Origin of the sequence: Acidovorax sp. sif0632, from assembly GCF_019218805.1 — a bacterium.
GTDB classification, from domain to species: Bacteria; Pseudomonadota; Gammaproteobacteria; order Burkholderiales; family Burkholderiaceae_C; genus Acidovorax; species Acidovorax facilis.
This window is the reverse complement of sequence record NZ_JAHUWW010000013.1, coordinates 1-18,913: the sequence shown is the minus strand read 5'-3', so window position 1 is coordinate 18,913 and position 18,913 is coordinate 1. Positions and strand designations below refer to the sequence as shown.

At 63.3% G+C, this 18,913-nt stretch carries 23 protein-coding genes; 15 read left to right on the top strand and 8 right to left on the bottom strand.

From position 1 onward, the window contains the following. Positions 1-28: 28 nt before the first annotated feature. Positions 29-709 (bottom strand): cytochrome b/b6 domain-containing protein, encoded by a 681-nt coding sequence (locus KW832_RS25360; protein ID WP_218301917.1) that lies wholly within the window; start codon positions 707-709, stop codon positions 29-31. A 159-nt stretch (positions 710-868) separates the two neighbouring features. On the opposite strand from KW832_RS25360, the gene KW832_RS25355 reads away from it, so the two are divergent. Next, positions 869-1,324, top strand: a complete 456-nt coding sequence (locus tag KW832_RS25355) for a cytochrome c (protein WP_055394996.1) — start codon at positions 869-871, stop codon at positions 1,322-1,324. Between the two features lie 243 nt (positions 1,325-1,567). Here KW832_RS25355 and KW832_RS25350 read toward each other — a convergent pair whose 3' ends face one another. Next, positions 1,568-2,071 (bottom strand): peroxiredoxin, encoded by a 504-nt coding sequence (locus tag KW832_RS25350; protein WP_055394998.1) that lies wholly within the window; start codon positions 2,069-2,071, stop codon positions 1,568-1,570. 204 nt (positions 2,072-2,275) lie between these two features. On the opposite strand from KW832_RS25350, the gene KW832_RS25345 reads away from it, so the two are divergent. The 5 genes from KW832_RS25345 to ptsP are packed head-to-tail and all read left to right on the top strand — an operon-like array spanning position 2,276 to position 6,557. Next, on the top strand, positions 2,276-2,824 hold the full coding sequence (locus tag KW832_RS25345; RefSeq protein WP_218301916.1) for a hypothetical protein: 549 nt from the start codon (positions 2,276-2,278) through the stop codon (positions 2,822-2,824). Next, entirely contained in the window at positions 2,821-4,104 is a 1,284-nt protein-coding gene (locus tag KW832_RS25340) for an MFS transporter (protein WP_218301915.1), read from the top strand. The genes KW832_RS25345 and KW832_RS25340 overlap by 4 nt, the downstream gene beginning before the upstream one ends. Continuing rightward, positions 4,101-4,553 (top strand): PTS sugar transporter subunit IIA, encoded by a 453-nt coding sequence (locus tag KW832_RS25335; protein WP_055395004.1) that lies wholly within the window; start codon positions 4,101-4,103, stop codon positions 4,551-4,553. The genes KW832_RS25340 and KW832_RS25335 overlap by 4 nt, the downstream gene beginning before the upstream one ends. Further along, positions 4,522-4,791, top strand: a complete 270-nt coding sequence (locus KW832_RS25330; protein WP_055395006.1) for an HPr family phosphocarrier protein — start codon at positions 4,522-4,524, stop codon at positions 4,789-4,791. The genes KW832_RS25335 and KW832_RS25330 overlap by 32 nt, the downstream gene beginning before the upstream one ends. Next, complete coding sequence (gene ptsP / locus KW832_RS25325; protein WP_055395009.1) at positions 4,788-6,557, top strand: phosphoenolpyruvate--protein phosphotransferase; 1,770 nt, start codon at positions 4,788-4,790, stop codon at positions 6,555-6,557. The genes KW832_RS25330 and ptsP overlap by 4 nt, the downstream gene beginning before the upstream one ends. Before the next feature lie 84 nt (positions 6,558-6,641). On the opposite strand, the gene KW832_RS25320 is transcribed toward ptsP, so the two are convergent. From KW832_RS25320 to KW832_RS25300, 5 genes are all read right to left on the bottom strand, one after another. Then, positions 6,642-7,475 carry a DMT family transporter gene (locus KW832_RS25320; protein ID WP_055396222.1) on the bottom strand — a complete coding sequence of 278 codons (834 nt, stop codon included), beginning with the start codon at positions 7,473-7,475 and terminating at the stop codon, positions 6,642-6,644. A 102-nt stretch (positions 7,476-7,577) separates the two neighbouring features. Beyond that, positions 7,578-8,288, bottom strand: a complete 711-nt coding sequence (locus tag KW832_RS25315; protein WP_218301914.1) for an AraC family transcriptional regulator — start codon at positions 8,286-8,288, stop codon at positions 7,578-7,580. Positions 8,289-8,320: 32 nt separating this feature from the next. After that, positions 8,321-9,301 (bottom strand): lipoyl synthase, encoded by a 981-nt coding sequence (lipA, locus tag KW832_RS25310; protein ID WP_055396226.1) that lies wholly within the window; start codon positions 9,299-9,301, stop codon positions 8,321-8,323. A 15-nt stretch (positions 9,302-9,316) separates the two neighbouring features. Continuing rightward, on the bottom strand, positions 9,317-10,012 hold the full coding sequence (gene lipB / locus KW832_RS25305) for a lipoyl(octanoyl) transferase LipB (protein WP_218301913.1): 696 nt from the start codon (positions 10,010-10,012) through the stop codon (positions 9,317-9,319). Positions 10,013-10,038: 26 nt separating this feature from the next. Next, positions 10,039-10,356, bottom strand: a complete 318-nt coding sequence (locus KW832_RS25300; RefSeq protein ID WP_055396230.1) for a YbeD family protein — start codon at positions 10,354-10,356, stop codon at positions 10,039-10,041. A 276-nt stretch (positions 10,357-10,632) separates the two neighbouring features. Here KW832_RS25300 and KW832_RS25295 point away from each other — a divergent pair, with 276 nt between their 5' ends. The 9 genes from KW832_RS25295 (at position 10,633) to KW832_RS25255 (ending at position 17,805) form a co-directional block, all read left to right on the top strand. Next, positions 10,633-11,106 (top strand): ATP synthase subunit I, encoded by a 474-nt coding sequence (locus tag KW832_RS25295; RefSeq protein WP_055396234.1) that lies wholly within the window; start codon positions 10,633-10,635, stop codon positions 11,104-11,106. Between the two features lie 19 nt (positions 11,107-11,125). Beyond that, complete coding sequence (gene atpB / locus KW832_RS25290; protein WP_121422014.1) at positions 11,126-12,004, top strand: F0F1 ATP synthase subunit A; 879 nt, start codon at positions 11,126-11,128, stop codon at positions 12,002-12,004. A gap of 60 nt (positions 12,005-12,064) precedes the next feature. Further along, positions 12,065-12,334 (top strand): F0F1 ATP synthase subunit C, encoded by a 270-nt coding sequence (gene atpE / locus KW832_RS25285; protein WP_007847749.1) that lies wholly within the window; start codon positions 12,065-12,067, stop codon positions 12,332-12,334. Positions 12,335-12,368: 34 nt separating this feature from the next. Continuing rightward, on the top strand, positions 12,369-12,839 hold the full coding sequence (locus tag KW832_RS25280; protein WP_007847746.1) for a F0F1 ATP synthase subunit B: 471 nt from the start codon (positions 12,369-12,371) through the stop codon (positions 12,837-12,839). A 10-nt stretch (positions 12,840-12,849) separates the two neighbouring features. Then, positions 12,850-13,392, top strand: coding sequence for a F0F1 ATP synthase subunit delta (locus KW832_RS25275; RefSeq protein ID WP_218301912.1), 543 nt, complete (start codon positions 12,850-12,852; stop codon positions 13,390-13,392). Positions 13,393-13,434: 42 nt separating this feature from the next. Further along, on the top strand, positions 13,435-14,988 hold the full coding sequence (gene atpA / locus KW832_RS25270; protein ID WP_055396240.1) for a F0F1 ATP synthase subunit alpha: 1,554 nt from the start codon (positions 13,435-13,437) through the stop codon (positions 14,986-14,988). Positions 14,989-15,006: 18 nt separating this feature from the next. Then, complete coding sequence (atpG, locus tag KW832_RS25265) at positions 15,007-15,873, top strand: F0F1 ATP synthase subunit gamma (RefSeq protein ID WP_055396242.1); 867 nt, start codon at positions 15,007-15,009, stop codon at positions 15,871-15,873. Between the two features lie 33 nt (positions 15,874-15,906). Next, entirely contained in the window at positions 15,907-17,313 is a 1,407-nt protein-coding gene (atpD, locus tag KW832_RS25260) for a F0F1 ATP synthase subunit beta (RefSeq protein WP_055396243.1), read from the top strand. A 75-nt stretch (positions 17,314-17,388) separates the two neighbouring features. Further along, the gene (locus KW832_RS25255; RefSeq protein WP_010467232.1) at positions 17,389-17,805 is read left to right on the top strand and encodes a F0F1 ATP synthase subunit epsilon; all 417 of its coding nucleotides are present in this window, start codon (positions 17,389-17,391) and stop codon (positions 17,803-17,805) included. A 94-nt stretch (positions 17,806-17,899) separates the two neighbouring features. Here the strand turns inward: KW832_RS25255 and KW832_RS25250 are convergent. Beyond that, the coding region (locus tag KW832_RS25250) for a hypothetical protein (protein WP_255577958.1) at positions 17,900-18,913 on the bottom strand (1,014 nt) is incomplete at its 5' end.

Below are 18,913 nucleotides of genomic sequence, written 5' to 3'. Positions count from 1 at the left end.
AGCGGAAGCCGCAGTGTAGCGAGTCTGGCTAGAACCCCGCCGCTGCCCCCAGAGAGGACACCCACCAGGCCAGCGCGGCACTGAGGGCTAGCACCACCAGCGCCACGGCCCGGCTGGTCAAGTCGTCGCGAGACGGCGTGGCCGGGGCGGGCAGCAGCTTGTCGCCATGCAGCATGGGCCGGACGAGGCGCTGGCGGCGAACCAGCACATAGAAAATGATGGCGATCAGGTGCAACCCCACCAGCCCCAGCACCAGGTACTGGCCAATTTCCTTGTGGTAGCCCGTGGCCTGGCCGACCACTGCATTCGACACAAACCGGGTGAGCGGGCCAGCGAAGGCGATCTCGTCATCACTCAGCAAACCGGTGGCCACTTGGGCCACCAGCACGGCCAGCAGCGCAAAGACCGACAGGGCGCCCAGTGGGTTGTGGCCAATGCTGTCTTCGGCGTGGGCTGAGCCGCGCAGATACCGCAGCACCCGCATCGGGGAGTACAGAAAACTCGTGAAGCGCGACCAGCGCCCGCCCATCAGCCCCCAGACCATGCGGAACACCAGCAGCGCCAACACGCCGTACCCCAGCCGGAAATGCCATTCCATGGCGTTGCCCCCCACCTTGGCGGTGATGACCATGCCCACGACGCTCGCGGCCAGTGCCCAGTGGAAGATGCGGGTGGGAAGGTCCCAAATGCGTACGGAGTGTTGCGTCATGGCGGCGGGGCAGGGTGGTTGGACGAAGGGTGGTGGGCCGCATTGTGAAGGAGGTGGGGTCAACCCGAAAGAGCATGCCCGCTGCGAAATGGGCGGTAAAACGGCATACTTGCCCCGGGCTCTCAGAGCCTGTCCACCCCACGAAAAAGGAATCTCCCTATGAAAGCACTTGCCGCGTTCGCCCTTGCCGCCGCTACGCTGACCTTGTCCGCTCCGGCCTCTGCCCAGTTCGCCAAGGCGGAAGACGCCATCAAATACCGCCAGAGCGCGCTGTTTGTGATGGGCCAGCACTTTGGCCGCCTTGGGGCTATGGCCAATGGCCGTATCCCGTTCGACGCCAAGGCCGCGCAGGAGAACGCGGACGTGGTGGCGCAGATGGCCAAGCTGCCCTGGGCGGGATTTGGCGCGGGCACCGACAAGGGCGCGCCCACCAAGGCATTGCCTGAAATCTGGACCGAACAGGCCAAGTTCAAGGAGCATTCCGACAAGCTCGAAGCCGAATCCGTCAAGCTGGCCGCTGCGGCCAAGACGGGCAACCTGGACAACCTCAAGACCGCATTCGGCGCGGCCGCTGGCACCTGCAAGGCCTGCCACGACAACTACCGCGCGAAATAGGGTACATCCCCCTGAGCGGCTGAGCCGCTTCCCCCTTCTCCCTTCTCTCTACGCGCTACGCGCTCCGGGAAGGGGGGCGACGCCAGCGCGGCGGGGCGGCCCTTGCGCGGCGTCCGCTCCTCTGAGCAACGCCAGTTTCAGATGCCATTCGCAAAATTGATAGCTGCTGGCGCTTTATCCATAAGCGCAAGAGGCCGATTTCTTACGAAATCGGCCTCTTGTTTTTGAAGCTGTTGTGGTGGCTCAGGTTTCTGCCAGCAGCTTCTCGATGAGCTGGTGCAGTTCGGGGAAATTCGGGGCACCTACATAGGTCTTCACAATCTCCCCACGCTTGTTCACGATGAAGGTCGAGGGCGTGAGCCGCACATCGCCCCAGGCCTGGGCCACCTTGCCAGTGTTGTCGATCGCCACCTTGAAGGGCAGTTTGCGGGTTTCGGCAAAGTTCACCACGTAGCTGGGCGGGTCGTAGCTCATGGCCACGGCGAGCGTGTCGAAGCCCTTGGCTTGGTACTTGTTGTAGGTGGCCACGATCTCGGGCATTTCGGCCACGCAGGTGGTGCAGCTGGTGGCCCAGAAATTCACCAGCGTGACCTTGCCGCGCAGATCGGCGGTGGATTGGCTCGTGCCGTTTAGCAACACGAAGGTGGATTCCGGTGCCGCAGAGCGGCCTGTGTCCAGGTACACATAGGCACCCACGGCCGCAAATGCTGCCACTGCCACCCCTGCCGCCCAATGCTTGATCGCCATGACTTGTCCATTCATCCTGAAACTGTGGCCCCTGTGGGTACCCGGGCCTGCAACCGGCATTGTGCCGGACCTGCCCTAACAACAACGCCCGTCTTCACGGGTGGCCCGCAGGCCGAACTTGGGATGGAGTCGGCTTGGCGGGCAAAAGTTCGCCCGCAGGGGATGCCGCCTGTTGATCTGGGTCACTGTGCCGATAATCGACCGATGAACTGGACACCAACCCGGGCTGCTGCCCTGCCACCGTTGCTGTGGCTGCTCGTGGGCTGCAGCCCTGCGCTGAACTGGCGCAGCGTGCCTTTGCCCGAGGCCGGCATCACCATCACCTTGCCTTGCAAGCCTGACCAGGCCACGCGCACGGTCGAACTGGCGGGGGTGCCCGTCGAGCTGTCCATGGCGGGCTGCGATGCCGACGGCGCCACATTTGCCGTGTCGCATGCGGCCCTGGCAGACCCTGCCCAGGCGGGTGCTGCCCTGCGGCACTGGCGGGCCGCTGTCGTCGCCAACCTCGGCGCGGGCGCCGCAGCCACGGCGGCTGATGCGCCGTATGCCCCCAAGGGTGCACTGCCCCTGCCGCAGTCGGTGCGCACCGTGGTGCAAGGCCAGCGTGCCGAGGGCAGCCCCGTGTTTGCCCAGGGCGTGTGGTTTGCGCGCGCTGCGGGGCCGCAGATGCGGCTGTACCACGCGGTGGTTTACACGGGCAAGCCCCGCCCCGAGTTGGCCGACCAGTTCTTTGCAGGGATGGTGCTCCAATGACCGTGCATGCGGTGCTGCCCAGGCGGGCAGCGGTCATCGTTTTTCTGGCCTTTGCCTTCGCCTACTTCCTGTCGGCGCTGGTGCGGGCGGTTACGGCCACGCTGGCGCCCACACTGGCGCAGGAGTTTTCACTGCAGGCCAGCGACCTGGGCTTGCTTGCGGGCGGGTACTTTCTGGGCTTTGCGGCCACGCAGCTGCCGCTGGGCACCTGGCTGGACCGGCATGGCCCCCGCAAGGTGGCGCTGGGATTTCTGGGTGTGGCCGTGGTGGGCAGCCTGGTGTTTTCGGTGGCGACGGGGTTTTCGGGCCTGCTGGCCGGGCGTGTGTTGTGTGGTGCGGGCGTCAGCGCCTGCCTCATGGCGCCGCTCACGGGCTATAGGCGCTGGTTCGAGCCCACGGCGCAGATGCGCGCCAACTCCTGGATGCTGATGACGGGCTCGCTGGGCATGGTGGCGTCCACGCTGCCGGTGCAGTGGGCACTGCCCCTGGTGGGGTGGCGGCCGCTGTTCTGGGGGTTGGCGGCGCTGATCGCGCTGTCGATGGTGGTGATTGCCGTCTGGGTGCCCGGCTGGGCGGCGGGCACACCGGGCGCGGGCGGTGGTGGTGATGCCACGGCGGAGCGCGGCCCCAGCGGTGTCACTGTGCCACCGGGCTATGCGATGGTGTGGCGCCACCCGTATTTCCAGCGCCTGGCGCCCCTGGGCTTCTTTGTGTACGGCGGCATGGTGGCCATGCAGACCCTGTGGGCAGGCCCATGGATGCAGCGGGTGGCGGGCTACTCGCCGCTGGAGGCTGCCACGGGGCTGTTCTGGATCAACGTGGCCATGCTCTGCACGTTCTGGACCTGGGGCATGGTCAACCCTTGGCTGCTGCGCAAGGGGCTGGGAGCCGACCGGCTGATGGCTGCGGGCTTGCCGCTGTGCCTGGTGGTGTTGCTGGGCATCATTCTCGCGGGGCCGCAGGCGGGAGGCGGTGCCTGGGCGCTGTTTTGTGTGTCGTGCACGTTTGTGTCGCTGTCGCAGCCTGCGGTGGCCATGGCGTTCCCGCAGGCGCTGGCGGGGCGCGCGCTGTCAGCCTACAACCTGGTGATTTTTGCGGGCGTGTTTGTGGTGCAGTGGGGCATTGGCCTGGGGGTGGACGCCTTTGCCGCGGTCGGCCTGTCCACGGTGCAGTCGTTCCAGGCCGCGATGGCGGTGTACCTGGCGTGCAACGCGGTCGCCTACGCGTGGTTCCTGCTGCAGGGGCGGCGCCATAATGTGCTGCAAACCACCACGCCATGAGCACCACCAGCATCCTCATCATTGCCCACGCCCCGTTGGCCCATGCACTGCGCGAATGTGCGCTGCATGTGTTTCCCGACTGCGGCGACAACGTGGCCGCTCTCGACGTGCAGCCCAACCAGCCGCCCGAAGAGTCGCTGGCACAGGCCCGCATCATGCTGCAGCAGCTGGGCGCAGATTCCACCCTGGTGCTCACCGACGTGTTTGGTGCCACCCCCTGCAACGTGGCGCAGCGCGTGATCGAGAACGTGCGCTCGCGCCTGGTGACGGGGGTCAACCTGCCCATGCTGCTGCGGGCCGTGAGCTACCGCCACGAACCCCTCGACGCGGTGGTCACCCGCGCCGTGGTGGGGGGCACCCAGGGCGTGATGCAGGTGGCCATCTCCGCGCCGCAGAACCAGAACACCCGTAATCGACATGATCAAGACACGTACGACCATCAGCAATAAATTGGGCCTGCATGCCCGCGCTTCGGCCAAGCTGACCAAGCTGGCTGGCAGCTTCCCCTGTGAGGTTTTCATGAGCCGTGGCGACCGCCGCATCAACGCCAAGAGCATCATGGGCGTGATGATGCTGGCCGCCGGCATGGGCACTGAGGTGGAGATTGAAACCAACGGGGATCGTGAACAGGAGGCCATGGATGCCCTGCTGGCCTTGATTGCCGACAAATTTGGTGAGGGTGAATGACTTTTTCCGTCCACGGTCTCGCAGTCGCTCGCGGCATTGCCATCGGCCGTGCCGTGCTGGTGGCGTCCAGCCGTGTGGACGTGGCGCACTATTTTGTGAAGCCAGAACAGGTCGAGGGCGAGATTGAGCGGGTGCGCAACGGCCGCAATGCCGTGGTCGAGGAACTGCAGCGCCTGCAGACCGACATGCCCGCCGATGCGCCGCATGAGCTGACCGCGCTGCTCGACGTGCACCTGATGCTGCTGCAGGACGAGGCCCTCACGGGCGGCGTCAAGCACTGGATCACCGAGCGCCTGTACAACGCCGAGTGGGCGTTGACCACACAGCTTGAAGTCATCGCGCGCCAGTTCGACGAGATGGAGGATGAGTACCTGCGCGAGCGCAAGGCTGACCTGGAACAGGTGGTCGAGCGCATCCTGCGCTACATGAAGGGCGTGGCCAGCCCCGTGGCGCCGCCGGTCAGCAGCCCGCGCCGCCACAAGCAACTGGGCCTGCAGCAAGACCTGCTGCTCGACGACACGGTGGACGTGCCCCTGGTGCTGGTAGCGCACGACCTCTCGCCCGCCGACATGCTGCAGTTCAAGCAAAGCGTGTTCGCCGGCTTCGTCACTGACGTGGGCGGCAAGACATCGCACACCGCCATCGTGGCGCGCAGCATGGACATCCCGGCCGTGGTCGGTGCGCGCGCCGCCAGTCAGCTGGTGCGGCAGGACGACTGGGTCATCATCGACGGCGATGCAGGTGTGGTCATTGTCGATCCGTCGCCCATCATCCTGGCCGAATACGGCTTTCGCCAGCGCCAGGTGGAGCTCGAGCGCGAGCGGCTGGCCCGGCTGCGCCACACCCCTGCCATCACCATCGACGGCCACAAGATCGAGCTGCTGGCCAACATCGAACAACCCGGCGACGCGGCCACCGCCGTGCGCGCCGGGGCCGTGGGCGTGGGCCTGTTCCGCAGCGAATTCCTGTTCATGGGCAAGACGGGCAACTTGCCCGGCGAGGACGAGCAGTACCGCGCCTACTGCGAGGCCATTGACGGCATGCAGGGCCTGCCCGTCACCATCCGCACCATCGATGTGGGCGCTGACAAGCCGCTGGACCACAAGAGCCACAAGGACAACTACCTGAACCCCGCGCTGGGCCTGCGCGCCATCCGCTGGAGCCTGGCCGACCCGGCCATGTTCCGCACCCAGCTGCGCGCTGTGCTGCGTGCGGCGGCGCATGGCAAGGTCAACCTGTTGTTCCCCATGCTGGCGCACACGCACGAGATCCAGCAGACGCTCGCCCAGGTAGACCTGGCCCGGGGTGAGCTGGATGCGCGTGGCGAACCCTACGGCCCGGTGCAGCTGGGCGCAATGATCGAGGTGCCCGCCGCCGCGCTCATGGTGCGCACCTTCCTCAAGTACTTCGACTTTCTCTCCATCGGCACCAATGACCTGATCCAGTACACCCTGGCCATCGACCGTGCCGACGAGGCTGTGGCCCATCTGTACGACCCGCTGCACCCCGCCGTGCTGCGCCTGGTGGGCGACGTGATCGCCGAGGGGGAGCGCCAGGGCAAGAGCGTGTGCGTGTGTGGCGAGACGGCGGGCGATGTGACCATGACGCGGCTGCTGTTGGGCCTGGGCCTGCGCAGCTTCTCCATGCACCCCGCGCAGATCCTGGCTGTGAAGCAGGAGGTGCTGCGCGCTGACACGCGCAAGCTGGCGCCCTGGGCGCAGCAGGTGCTGGAGGGCGACGAACCTGCGGCGTTGCTGAGCTCTTGAGTGATAGGTTTTGCTCCTAAAATAATAGCTGTTGGCGCTTTATAGATGAGCGCTAGAGGCCAATCTGACGCGTATTTATCATGGTCAGCGCGCCCGCATCCCCATCACTGCCGCGCTGATGATCATCACCGTGGCCAGTGCGATGCTCCAGCTGAACGAGCGGCCACTCACCACGATCAGCAGCGCGGTGGACGCCAGCGGAGTGATGTAGCTCAGGATGCCGATGTGCCGTGCGTCTCCGAGCTTGAGGGCCTTGTCCCACATAAAAAACGACGCCCCCAGCGGCCCCAGGCCCAGCACTGCCAGCAGGGCCCAGTCGCGCGGCTGCAGCGCCACGGCGGGCTCCAACACCACATGGCACAACAGGGACAGCACGCCGGACACCAGTCCGAACAGGCCGATGGCCGTGGTCGGAAAAGCCGCCACGCGCTTGGTCATGAGCGAGTACGTGGCCCAGATGAATGCTGCGGCCAGCGCGGGCAGGTAACCCCAGGCCAGCGTGCCACTCAGCTCGCGTCCACCCGCAATCGCAATGGCTGCGCCCCCAAAACCCAGCAGCGCCGCCAGCACATGCGGCAGGCGCAGAGCCACACCGGGCAGCACCACAGGCGAGAGCACCACGATGAACAGCGGCCACAGGTAGTTCACCAGATTGGCCTCCACGGGCGGCGCGTGGCGCAGCGCAATGAACAGCAGGAAGTGGTACGCAAACAGGCCATACACACCGAGCGCTAGCGTGCGCAGTGGAATGCGCCACTGCGACGGGTCACGCAGCACAAACGGCCAGGCTGGCACGCTGCCGATGATGAGCGCAATGCCCGTGAGCAGGAACGGTGGAATGTGGGTGAGCGAGACACCCAGCGAGGCGAGGGAGGCCCACAGCGCGATGGCGCCCAGGGCGTACAGGTTGGCTTGCATAGCGCCGAGCTTACGCGCGCAGGACATTCGGAATCGTCGCGCAACGATGGTCCGTCGTCGCGTGGTGATCGTCTGCTGGACGCGGCAGCCTTTGTCAGTGATTCAGTGATCTTCAGCGCGCCGCAGTGCCGCCGTGAGGGCCGAGGGCGAGCGGTAGCCCGTGCGCCGCGCCACTTCGGCCACGGCCATGCCTGTGCCCCGCAGCAGCCGCGCCTGTGCCAGGCGCTGGCCGCGCAGCCAGGCCATGGCACCCATGCCCTGGTCTTCGCGGCACCTGGTAGCGAACTGGCTGGGGCTCAGATGCACCTGCGCCGCCAAGTCGGCAACGCTGAGTTCGCGGTGCCATTGCAGGGCTGCCCAGCGCTGCAGAGCAGGCCAATCGATAGTGCGTTGGCGCGTGGATCGGTGGAGGGATGTATGGGGCGCTGAGCCCGCCAGCCACGCTTCCAGCAGCAATGCCGGGCCGTGGGTCTGCGCCAGCGGGCGGCCTTGTTGCAATGCGCTGGCCAGGTAGTGCGCCAGGGGCAGCGCATCGGTGGGCAGTGCGGTAGTGAGCTGCGCGCTGGCGCACTGCGCCCAGCCGGGGTGGGCGCTGTCGAGCACCAGGCAGACGCTGCCGCGCGACGATTCGAAGTCGTGGCGATCCCCCGGCGCAATCACGCAGCCGCCACCGGGCGCCACGCGCACACCGTGCCCCGCGACTTCCAGGTCCAGTGCGCCGGAGAGACCCAGCAGTATCTGGAAGTGATCGTGGCTATGGCTGCCCGGCGATGCGCCGTAGCGCCGCAGCGAGAGCGATTCCGCTGCGCCCATGATCGTGCTCTGGGTTGCGCGTCCCGCCAGGCTTAAACGCCAGCGGCGTGCGCCTGCTGGTCCGCGTGGTAGCTGCTGCGCACCATGGCGCCAACCGCAGCGTGGCTGAAGCCCATCTTGTAGGCCTCTTCCTCGAACATCTTGAAGGTGTCGGGGTGCACGTAGCGGCGCACGGGCAGGTGGCTGTTGCTGGGCGACAGGTACTGGCCGATGGTCAGCATGTCGATGTTGTGTTCGCGCATGTCGCGCATCACCTGCAGGATCTCTTCGTCCGTCTCGCCCAAGCCAACCATGATGCCGCTCTTGGTGGGAACATTGGGGTGCAGGGCCTTGAACTTTTTCAGCAGGTTCAGGCTGAACTGGTAGTCGGAGCCTGGGCGCGCTTCCTTGTACAGCCGGGGTGCGGTTTCCAGGTTGTGGTTCATCACGTCGGGTGGCGCGGCTTTCAGGATTTCGAGCGCACGGTCGTCGCGGCCCCGGAAGTCGGGCACCAGGATCTCGATCTGCGTAGCGGGCGATAACTCGCGGATGTTCTGGATGCACTCCACAAAATGGCCGGAGCCGCCGTCGCGCAGATCGTCGCGATCCACGCTGGTGATCACCACGTACTTGAGCTTGAGCGCGGCGATGGTCTTGGCCAGGTTCAGGGGCTCGTCCTTGTCCAGCGGGTCGGGGCGGCCGTGGCCCACGTCGCAGAACGGGCAGCGGCGCGTGCACTTGTCGCCCATGATCATGAAGGTGGCCGTGCCCTTGCCGAAACACTCGCCGATGTTGGGGCAGGAGGCTTCTTCGCACACCGTGTGCAGCTTGTGCTCGCGCAGGATCTCCTTGATCTCGTAGAAGCGTGTGGTGGGGCTGCCCGCCTTCACGCGAATCCACTCGGGCTTCTTGAGCACTTCGCCTTGCTCGACCTTGATCGGAATGCGCGAGAGCTTGGCGGCCGCTTTTTGCTTGGCCAGCGGGTTGTAGGCTTCGGTGGATTGCGCTTCGCGGACGACTTCAGGGGTGCTCATGGCATGTAGGCAGGTTCAGGGCGCCAACCGGATGCTGAGCTGCTGGCCCAGCACCTGCGCGGCTTCTTCCCAGGTGGTGTGGACCCCGATTGTAGAAAGGTCCACCGTTTGCAAACCTGCGTAACCGCAAGGGTTGATGCGCGCAAAGGGCTCCAGGTCCATCGCCACATTGAGCGCCACGCCGTGGTAAGTGCTGTGTCGACTGACCTTGATGCCCAGGGCTGCGATCTTGCCCAGGCCCTCGAAGTCCGGGATTGGCGCCGCCGTGCCGATGCGCTTTTGCGGACGCTGCGGCAGCAGGGCGTGGCTGTGTGGGTCGTCCAGCCGCACATAGATGCCAGGCGCGCCGCCCACGCGGTGGCCCGTGATGCCAAAGTGCGCCAGCGTGCGGATCACGGCTTCTTCCACGCGGTAGACGTACTCCTTGACGAAGTAACCTGCGCGCTGCAGGTCGATCAGTGGATAGGCCACCACCTGGCCGGGGCCGTGGAAAGTGACCTGCCCGCCACGGTTGGTGGCTACCACCGGAATGTTGCCCGGGTTCAGCACGTGATCACTTTTGCCTGCGAGCCCTTGTGTGTACAGCGGTGCGTGCTCGCACACCCAGAGCACGTCGGGTGTACCGGCCGAACGCGCGGTGGTGTAGTCCTGCATGGCCTGGACGGTGGTGGCGTAGTCCACGCGGCCCAGCAGGCGAATGTCGATGGTCATGCGGCAAATATGCTGCAGCCCCGGGGCTACAGCACCACTTTCACCAGGGGGTGTGACGACAGTGCGCGGTACAGGTCGTCGAGCTGCTCCCGGCTGGTCGCGGTGATGGTGATGGTTACTCCGAGGTAATTGCCAGCGCGGCTGTCTCGCAGTTCAATGGTGCTGGCGTCAAAAGTGGGGTCGAACTGGCGGGCCAGTTCAGTGACAGCATGCACGAAGCCGTCCACCTTGGCGCCCATGACCTTGATGGGGAACCTGGAGGGGTATTCGATCAACGAGTCTTTGCGTGGATCGTTAGCCTGTGTGTCGAGGCCATTGGCAGGTGGTGGGCTGGAGGTTGTCATGGTGCGTACTGCTTCGGTTTCAATAGCTGGCGGGGCTTTGCCATTGTGTGCCAGCGGGGTTGTTGTGCTGCCGCTTGGGTGCAGGCAGCCTGCCCCAGGCCAGTGCACGACAGTGCGAAAAGGATGGGAAATGCCGTTGGCCTGTCACCACAACAGCGCATGCACGCGCACCGGTTTTGGGCCGGGCTTGCAGGTCTTTGTCGTGCGTCACGGGTTTTTACTTATAATTAGAGGCTTTGTGAAAGTTGCAGTCTGTAACGCGGGCGTCATTCAACAATGAAAACAATCCCGCCAGAGACTGAAATTGAGGCTGAAGAATCTGACTTCAAGCCCCTGACGGCCGAGGAGGCTGAGGTGTGGCGCAGTCGCAATCCTTCCATCTCTGTGTGGAAGGTGGTGGCGGGTCAGGCACTGGTCGGGATGCTGGTGGCCCTGGTGGCCTGGGCTCTGACGGGCAGGGCATCTGTGGGCTGGTCTGCGGCTTATGGTGCGCTGGCTGTGGTTGCGCCGGCAGCGTTGTTTGCACGCGGTGTGTTGCGCCATTCGGCGTCTTCCAAGCCGCGTGCTGCCATGGTGGGATTCTTTGGTTGGGAGATTGCCAAGATCGTGCTGACGGTGGCGCTGCTTGCTGCGGCACCTCGGCTGGTGTCGGGCTTGAGCTGGATTGCCTTGCTGGTTGGCATGGTGGTCGCAATGAAAACGTACTGGGTGGCGCTTTTGGTGCGACCCGGTGTCCGAAAAACCGATTGATATAGAGAAGAGTTGTCCGATGGCCGCAGAAGCGCACGCTCCGACTGCAAGTGAATACATCGTTCACCACCTGCAGCATCTTCAAAACGTCAACCAGACCAAGATTGTTGATTTCACCGTCATCAACTACGACTCGATCATCGTCGGTCTGGTTCTGGGTGTGCTCACCCTTTTGATCCTGTGGTCAGCTGCCCGTAAGGCAACCTCCGGTGTGCCCGGTCGCTTCCAGGCGGCGGTGGAAATGCTGGTCGAGATGGTGGACAACCAGGCCAAGGCCAATATCCACAACGCCGAGAGCCGCAAGTTCATTGCTCCTCTGGGTCTCACGGTGTTTGTCTGGATCTTCCTGATGAACTTTATGGACATGTTGCCGGTGGACCTGCTGCCCGCCATCTGGGCCAAGATCTATGGCGCTGCTGGTCATGATCCCCACCACGCCTATCTGCGTGTCGTGCCTACGGCCGACCTGTCTACCACCCTGGGGCTGGCATTTGCCATTCTGATCCTGCGCTTCTGGTACAGCGTCAAGATCAAGGGCGCTGGCGGCTGGGCGCATGAACTCGTGTCGGCTCCGTTCGGCACCAGCAAGAACCCCATCTTCGCCCTGATTCTGGGCGTCGTGAATCTGCTGATGCAGATCATTGAATATGTCGCCAACACCGTATCGCATGGCATGCGGTTGTTCGGCAACATGTACGCCGGTGAACTGGTGTTCATGCTGATCGCCCTGATGGGTGGTGCGGCTGCACTGTCGCTGTCGGGTGTGCTGCTGCCTGTGGGCCACGTCATCGCTGGCACCATCTGGACGCTGTTCCACATTCTGGTGATCTCTCTGCAAGCCTTCATCTTCATGATGCTTGCACTGATCTACCTCGGTCAGGCGCACAACGCGCACTAACGGTTCCCTTTCGTTTCCCTTTTCTTTTTCAACCTTTCTTTTTTTAACTCAGGAGTCATCATGGAAAACATTCTCGGTCTCGTCGCTCTGGCTTGTGGTCTGATCGTTGGTCTGGGCGCTATCGGCGCTTCCATCGGTATCGCACTGATGGGCGGCAAGTTCCTCGAATCGTCGGCACGTCAGCCTGAACTGATCAACGAACTGCAAACCAAGATGTTCATCTTGGCTGGTCTGATCGACGCCGCCTTCCTGATCGGCGTGGCTATCGCTCTGCTGTTCGCTTTCGCCAACCCCTTCGCTTCGACGTTCTTGGCCAACCTGCCCAAGTAAGTCCCGTTCAACGCCACTCTAGAAAGGTGTTGCCGTGAGTATCAATGCGACCCTGTTCATTCAGGCCATCGTCTTCTTGATCCTGGTGTGGTTCACGATGAAATTCGTGTGGCCCCCGATCGCGAAGGCGTTGGATGAACGAGCCCAGAAAATCGCCGAAGGCCTCGCTGCTGCCGACCGTGCCAAGTCCGAACTGACCGCTGCCAACCAGCGCGTCGAAAAGGAGCTGTCACAGGCGCGCAACGAAACGGCCTCGCGTCTTGCGGACGCCGACCGACGTGCCCAGGCCATCATCGAAGAAGCCAAGGCACGCGCCACGGAAGAAGGCAACAAGATTGTTGCCTCCGCCCGTGCCGAAGCCGAGCAGCAAACGGTGCAAGCCCGCGAAGCCCTGCGTGAGCAGGTGGCAGCGCTGGCCGTCAAGGGTGCTGAGCAGATTCTCCGCAAGGAAGTCAATGCCGGCGTTCACGCCGACCTGCTCAACCGCCTGAAGACCGAGCTGTAAGGGGACACACATGGCTGAACTCGCCACCATTGCCCGCCCTTACGCCGATGCCCTGTTCAAGGCCGCTACTGCGGGTGCGGGCATGGACCTGGCCAGCATCGCTGACTGGGTCGATGAACTGGCGGCCATTGCCGCCAACCCCCAGTTGCGTCAGCTGGCGGACAACCCCAAGGTGACGGCAGACCAGGTGTTTGCCGTCTTCACGGGTGTTGCGCGTTCGGCGCTGTCCGATACGGCCAAGAATTTCCTGCGCACAGTCATCGACAACGGACGCATCAACGCGCTCCCGGAAGTGGCTGCGCAGTTTCGTGCCCTCGTGAATCGCCGCAACGGCTCTTCGGATGCCGTGGTGTACAGCGCTTTTCCGATGGACAGTGCCGCACTGTCCGAGGTCAGCGCAGCGCTGGAAAAGCGCTTCGGCCGCAAGCTCAATCTCGCTGTTCAGCAGGACGAGTCCCTGATCGGCGGCATTCGCGTAGTGGTGGGTGACGAGGTGCTGGACACTTCGGTCAAGGCCCGTCTTGAACAAATGAAAGCGGCCCTCACCGCGTAACGCGCGGCGAGGACAGCGAACCAAAGAAAGAAGGAAAGAGTCATGCAACTCAATCCCGCAGAAATTTCTGAACTCATCAAGAGCCGCATCGAAGGTCTGGCTGCCAGCAGCGATATCCGCAATCAGGGCACCGTGGTGTCTGTGTCGGACGGTATCGTTCGCGTTCACGGCCTGTCGGACGTGATGCAAGGTGAAATGCTGGAGTTCCCCGCCACCAAGGACGGCCAGCCTTCCTACGGTCTTGCGTTGAACCTGGAGCGCGACTCCGTCGGCGCCGTGATTCTGGGTGAGTACGAGCACATCTCCGAAGGCGACACCGTCAAGTGCACGGGCCGCATTCTGGAAGTACCCGTCGGTCCCGAGCTGATCGGCCGCGTGGTGAACGCCCTGGGCCAGCCCATTGATGGCAAGGGTCCTATCAACGCCAAGCTCACCGACGTGATCGAAAAGGTCGCTCCGGGCGTGATTGCCCGTAAATCGGTGGACCAGCCTCTGCAAACCGGCCTGAAGTCAATCGACTCCATGGTGCCTGTGGGCCGTGGCCAGCGCGAGCTGATCATTGGTGACCGCCAGACCGGCAAGACGGCAGTGGCCATCGACGCCATCATCGCCCAGAAGGGCCAAGGCGTGACCTGTATTTACGTTGCCATCGGTCAGAAGGCTTCGTCGATCAAGAACGTGGTGCGCGCACTGGAACAAGCCGGTGCCATGGAATACACGATTGTGGTGGCCGCCTCGGCTTCCGAATCGGCCGCCATGCAGTACGTGTCGGCCTACTCCGGCTGCACCATGGGCGAATACTTCCGCGACCGTGGCGAAGACGCCCTGATTGTGTATGACGACCTGTCCAAGCAAGCTGTTGCGTACCGCCAAGTGTCGCTGCTGCTGCGTCGCCCACCAGGCCGCGAAGCCTACCCTGGCGACGTGTTCTATCTCCACAGCCGTCTGCTCGAACGTGCAGCCCGCGTGAATGCCGACTACGTCGAAGCCTTCACCAAGGGTGAAGTCAAGGGCAAGACCGGTTCGCTGACCGCACTGCCGATCATCGAAACGCAAGCTGGCGACGTGTCTGCTTTCGTGCCTACCAACGTGATCTCGATCACGGACGGCCAGATCTTCCTGGAAACCTCGCTGTTCAACGCCGGTATCCGCCCCGCCATCAACGCCGGTATTTCGGTGTCGCGCGTCGGTGGTGCTGCACAGACGAAGCTGGTGAAGAACCTGTCCGGTGGTATCCGTACCGACCTGGCCCAGTACCGTGAACTGGCTGCGTTCGCGCAGTTCGCTTCCGACCTCGATGAAGCCACCCGCAAGCAGCTCGACCGCGGTGCCCGCGTGACCGAACTGCTCAAGCAGGCGCAGTACAGCCCGCTGTCCATCTCGCTGATGGCTTCCACGCTGTTTGCTGTGAACAAGGGCTTCATGGACGACATCGACGTCAAGAAGGTTCTCGACTTCGAACACGGCCTGCACCAGTTCCTGAAGACCAGCCACGCCGCTCTGCTGGCCAAGCTGGAACAGGCCAAGGCCATGGACAAGGACGCAGAAGCCGAATTGACCGCAGCCATCGCCGCGTTCAAGAAGTCGTTCGCTTAAACCGGACGAGGAGCCATCATGGCAGCAGGCAAGGAAATACGCGGCAAGATCAAGTCGGTGGAGAACACCAAAAAGATCACCAAAGCCATGGAAATGGTGGCTGCATCCAAAATGCGCAAGGCGCAAGAGCGGATGCGGGCTGCCCGCCCTTACAGCGAGAAGATCCGCAACATTGCAGCCAATCTCGGCCAGGCCAACCCTGAATACGTGCATCCGTTCATGAAAGTGAACGATGCCAAGACGGCTGGCGTGATCGTGGTGACGACCGACAAGGGCCTGTGCGGTGGCATGAACACCAACGTGCTGCGCGTCGTGACGTCCAAGCTGCGTGAGCTGCAGGGCGCTGGCGTGTCCACCGAGGCGGTTGCCATTGGCAACAAGGGCCTGGGTTTCCTGAACCGTGTCGGTGCCAAGGTGGTTTCGCACGTGACGGGCCTGGGCGACACGCCCCATCTGGACAAGCTGATCGGACCGGTCAAGGTGCTGCTCGATGCGTATGCTGAAGGCAAGATCAACGCGGTGTACCTCTCGTACACCAAGTTCATCAACACCATGAAGCAGGAATCGGTGGTGGAGCAGTTGCTCCCCCTGTCGTCCGCGCAGATGCAGGCCGACAAGACCGAACATGGCTGGGACTACATCTACGAGCCCGATGCACAGACCGTGATCGACGATCTGCTGGTCCGCTATGTCGAGTCCCTGATCTACCAGGCCGTTGCGGAAAACATGGCGTCCGAGCAGTCGGCACGCATGGTGGCCATGAAGGCCGCCACCGACAACGCCGGCAGCGTCATTGGCGAGTTGAAGCTGGTCTACAACAAGACGCGCCAGGCAGCGATCACGAAAGAACTTTCGGAAATCGTGGCTGGCGCCGCTGCTGTGTAAGCAGCTCAACCAACATCTTTATTGGAGCGAAAAATGGCTCAAGTGCAAGGCAAGATTGTTCAATGTATCGGCGCTGTGGTGGACGTTGAGTTCCCGCGCGACCAGATGCCCAAGATTTACGACGCTCTGAAGCTCGACGGTTCGACCCTGACGCTGGAAGTGCAGCAGCAGTTGGGCGACGGCGTGGTGCGTACCATTGCGCTGGGTTCGTCCGACGGCCTGCGCCGCGGCATCATGGTGACCAACACCGGCAACTCCATCACCGTGCCCGTGGGCAAGGCGACGCTGGGCCGCATCATGGACGTGTTGGGTGCTCCCATCGACGAACGTGGTCCCGTGAGCCAGGAACTGACGGCCTCCATCCACCGCAAGGCCCCTGCGTACGACGAACTGTCGCCTTCGCAAGAACTGCTGGAAACCGGCATCAAGGTGATTGACCTGGTGTGCCCGTTCGCCAAGGGCGGCAAGGTGGGCCTGTTCGGTGGCGCCGGTGTGGGCAAGACCGTGAACATGATGGAACTCATCAACAACATCGCCAAGGCCCACAGCGGTCTGTCGGTGTTCGCTGGTGTGGGCGAGCGTACCCGCGAAGGGAACGACTTCTACCATGAAATGGCCGATTCCGGCGTGGTGAACCTGGAGAAGCTCGAAGAGTCCAAGGTTGCCATGGTGTACGGCCAGATGAACGAGCCCCCAGGCAACCGTCTGCGCGTTGCGCTGACCGGCCTGACCATCGCCGAGTCGTTCCGCGACGAAGGCCGTGACGTGCTGTTCTTCGTGGACAACATCTACCGTTACACGCTGGCCGGTACCGAAGTGTCCGCTCTGCTGGGCCGCATGCCTTCCGCCGTGGGCTACCAGCCTACGCTGGCCGAAGAAATGGGCCGCCTGCAAGAGCGTATTACGTCGACCAAGGTCGGCTCGATCACCTCCATCCAGGCCGTGTACGTGCCTGCCGATGACTTGACCGATCCTTCGCCTGCCACCACGTTCGCCCACTTGGACTCCACCGTGGTGCTTTCGCGTGACATCGCCTCGCTGGGTATCTACCCTGCCGTGGATCCTCTGGACTCCACCAGCCGCCAGCTGGACCCGAACGTCGTGGGCGAAGACCACTACGCTACGGCCCGTGCGGTGCAAGGCACGCTGCAGCGCTACAAGGAACTGCGCGACATCATCGCCATTCTGGGCATGGACGAACTGGCACCTGAAGACAAGCTGGCCGTGGCCCGCGCGCGCAAGATCCAGCGTTTCCTGTCGCAGCCTTTCCACGTGGCCGAAGTGTTCACGGGCTCGCCAGGCAAGTACGTTCCACTGTCGGAAACCATCCGTGGTTTCAAGATGATCGTGAACGGCGAATGCGATCACCTGCCAGAACAGGCGTTCTACATGGTGGGCACCATTGACGAAGCCTTCGAAAAGGCCAAGAAGGTGGCCTGATTGCCCGGCGGCTGAGCAGCCTACCGCCGCTCGGCCTTCAGCAATCAAGCAACCCACCTTTTCCTAGGAGCAATGATGAACACCATCCACGTTGATGTGGTCAGTGCCGAAGAGTCCATCTTCTCCGGTGAAGCGCGTTTCGTGGCGCTGCCTGGCGAAGCTGGCGAGTTGGGCATCTATCCCCGCCACACCCCGCTGATCACCCGTATCAAGCCGGGCTCGGTGCGCATCGAAATGGCTGACGGTTCCGAAGAGTTTGTCTTCGTGGCCGGTGGCATTCTGGAAGTGCAGCCCAACTGCGTGACTGTGTTGTCCGATACCGCCATCCGTGGCAAGGATCTGGACGACGAGAAGGCCAACGCCGCCAAGGCCTCCGCCGAGGAAGCGCTCAAGAATGCCAAGAGCGAAATCGACCTGGCAAAGGCCCAGTCCGAACTGGCCGTGATGGCGGCGCAGATTGCTGCGCTTCGCAAGTTCCGCCAGAAGAAGTGATTCAGATCTTGGTGGATCTGCCCCAAAACCCGGCTTGGCCGGGTTTTTTTATGCCCGCCTGCTGCAAAACGGCAAGCGGTCATGGAAGTCTGCTTTAAGGCAAGGCGGGGGACGTTTCCCGCAGGTGAAGTTGCAGCCCTTCACACGCCACGGAAAGCACATCGCCGCTGTCCGCCTGGAGCAAATGCCGGCTGCTCAGAAAGGCACGCGCTATAGATAGTGAGCGCACGCTCAGCGACAGCGATTCAATCAGCAAGTGTTCTCCTGGAACCAGCTCCAGACAGACATCCGGCGTGACTGCAATGGGATGGCCAGGCTGCGAGCCTGTGAGTGCCCGCCAATGGCGCTGGTGTGTTTGCACATCCGGGGTGCCCATGCGCAAGGCATGCAGTCCGGTGATTCCGAGGGGGCCGCCCCCGCTGTCCTGCAGGGCCTGCCGATGCTGCGCGCGGCGTTCTGCCGGTGTTGCGGTTTCGGGCCAGGGGTAGAGGGCCGCACGCCGATCCCACTCGCAAAAGAACACACAGCAGCTTGGAGCGGAAAGCTCAAGCAGCACGGAATTGGTGAAATTGGTGACCCTTTCGCCCCGGCTGTTCTCGGACTGGAAGGCGCGGGGAGGCTTGCAAGTGATGCCTGCCTCCATCGCGTGCTTCAGACTTTCGGCCAGGGGCGAAGCAGGCTCCAGAGCAAAACCGTGGATCAAGGGCGGTTGCGCATGGTCGGGAAGATCGCCGTTGGCGGTCGTTGCCCACAATTCGAGGTCAGTGTTGCCCAGATGGACCCAGCCATACGTGGCGAAATCAGTGCGTTGCAAGGGCCAGGCCACGGGCAACCCGAAGGTCTCGCTGAAGAGCTGAAACAAAGGCTCGGCTGCGTGAAGGCGCAGCATGACATGGTCGATGGAGCGGTAGCTGGAAGCCATTGAGGTGTTCTGGGCCGGTGACTGGGCCATTGTCAATCTCTTCACGATTGGCAGGGCAGAAAAAAGCCGAGGCCCCGTGAGGGGCCTCGGCTTTTGAGCATGAGACTGCGTCGGCGTGCCGACCGCAGCACCTGCCGTGCAAATTACATGGCGCTGAATTCGCCCGAAGGGATCTTGCCAGTGCGC

What these genes read in the sequence shown, in the direction of transcription:
- KW832_RS25360 (WP_218301917.1), bottom strand. Translation starts at nt 709, where the DNA reads ATGACGCAACACTCCGTACGCATTTGGGACCTTCCCACCCGCATCTTC.
- KW832_RS25355 (WP_055394996.1), top strand. Translation starts at nt 869, where the DNA reads ATGAAAGCACTTGCCGCGTTCGCCCTTGCCGCCGCTACGCTGACCTTG.
- KW832_RS25350 (WP_055394998.1), bottom strand. Translation starts at nt 2,071, where the DNA reads ATGGCGATCAAGCATTGGGCGGCAGGGGTGGCAGTGGCAGCATTTGCG.
- KW832_RS25345 (WP_218301916.1), top strand. Translation starts at nt 2,276, where the DNA reads ATGAACTGGACACCAACCCGGGCTGCTGCCCTGCCACCGTTGCTGTGG.
- KW832_RS25340 (WP_218301915.1), top strand. Translation starts at nt 2,821, where the DNA reads ATGACCGTGCATGCGGTGCTGCCCAGGCGGGCAGCGGTCATCGTTTTT.
- KW832_RS25335 (WP_055395004.1), top strand. Translation starts at nt 4,101, where the DNA reads ATGAGCACCACCAGCATCCTCATCATTGCCCACGCCCCGTTGGCCCAT.
- KW832_RS25330 (WP_055395006.1), top strand. Translation starts at nt 4,522, where the DNA reads ATGATCAAGACACGTACGACCATCAGCAATAAATTGGGCCTGCATGCC.
- ptsP (WP_055395009.1), top strand. Translation starts at nt 4,788, where the DNA reads ATGACTTTTTCCGTCCACGGTCTCGCAGTCGCTCGCGGCATTGCCATC.
- KW832_RS25320 (WP_055396222.1), bottom strand. Translation starts at nt 7,475, where the DNA reads ATGCAAGCCAACCTGTACGCCCTGGGCGCCATCGCGCTGTGGGCCTCC.
- KW832_RS25315 (WP_218301914.1), bottom strand. Translation starts at nt 8,288, where the DNA reads ATGGGCGCAGCGGAATCGCTCTCGCTGCGGCGCTACGGCGCATCGCCG.
- lipA (WP_055396226.1), bottom strand. Translation starts at nt 9,301, where the DNA reads ATGAGCACCCCTGAAGTCGTCCGCGAAGCGCAATCCACCGAAGCCTAC.
- lipB (WP_218301913.1), bottom strand. Translation starts at nt 10,012, where the DNA reads ATGACCATCGACATTCGCCTGCTGGGCCGCGTGGACTACGCCACCACC.
- KW832_RS25300 (WP_055396230.1), bottom strand. Translation starts at nt 10,356, where the DNA reads ATGACAACCTCCAGCCCACCACCTGCCAATGGCCTCGACACACAGGCT.
- KW832_RS25295 (WP_055396234.1), top strand. Translation starts at nt 10,633, where the DNA reads ATGAAAACAATCCCGCCAGAGACTGAAATTGAGGCTGAAGAATCTGAC.
- atpB (WP_121422014.1), top strand. Translation starts at nt 11,126, where the DNA reads ATGGCCGCAGAAGCGCACGCTCCGACTGCAAGTGAATACATCGTTCAC.
- atpE (WP_007847749.1), top strand. Translation starts at nt 12,065, where the DNA reads ATGGAAAACATTCTCGGTCTCGTCGCTCTGGCTTGTGGTCTGATCGTT.
- KW832_RS25275 (WP_218301912.1), top strand. Translation starts at nt 12,850, where the DNA reads ATGGCTGAACTCGCCACCATTGCCCGCCCTTACGCCGATGCCCTGTTC.
- atpA (WP_055396240.1), top strand. Translation starts at nt 13,435, where the DNA reads ATGCAACTCAATCCCGCAGAAATTTCTGAACTCATCAAGAGCCGCATC.
- atpG (WP_055396242.1), top strand. Translation starts at nt 15,007, where the DNA reads ATGGCAGCAGGCAAGGAAATACGCGGCAAGATCAAGTCGGTGGAGAAC.
- atpD (WP_055396243.1), top strand. Translation starts at nt 15,907, where the DNA reads ATGGCTCAAGTGCAAGGCAAGATTGTTCAATGTATCGGCGCTGTGGTG.
- KW832_RS25255 (WP_010467232.1), top strand. Translation starts at nt 17,389, where the DNA reads ATGAACACCATCCACGTTGATGTGGTCAGTGCCGAAGAGTCCATCTTC.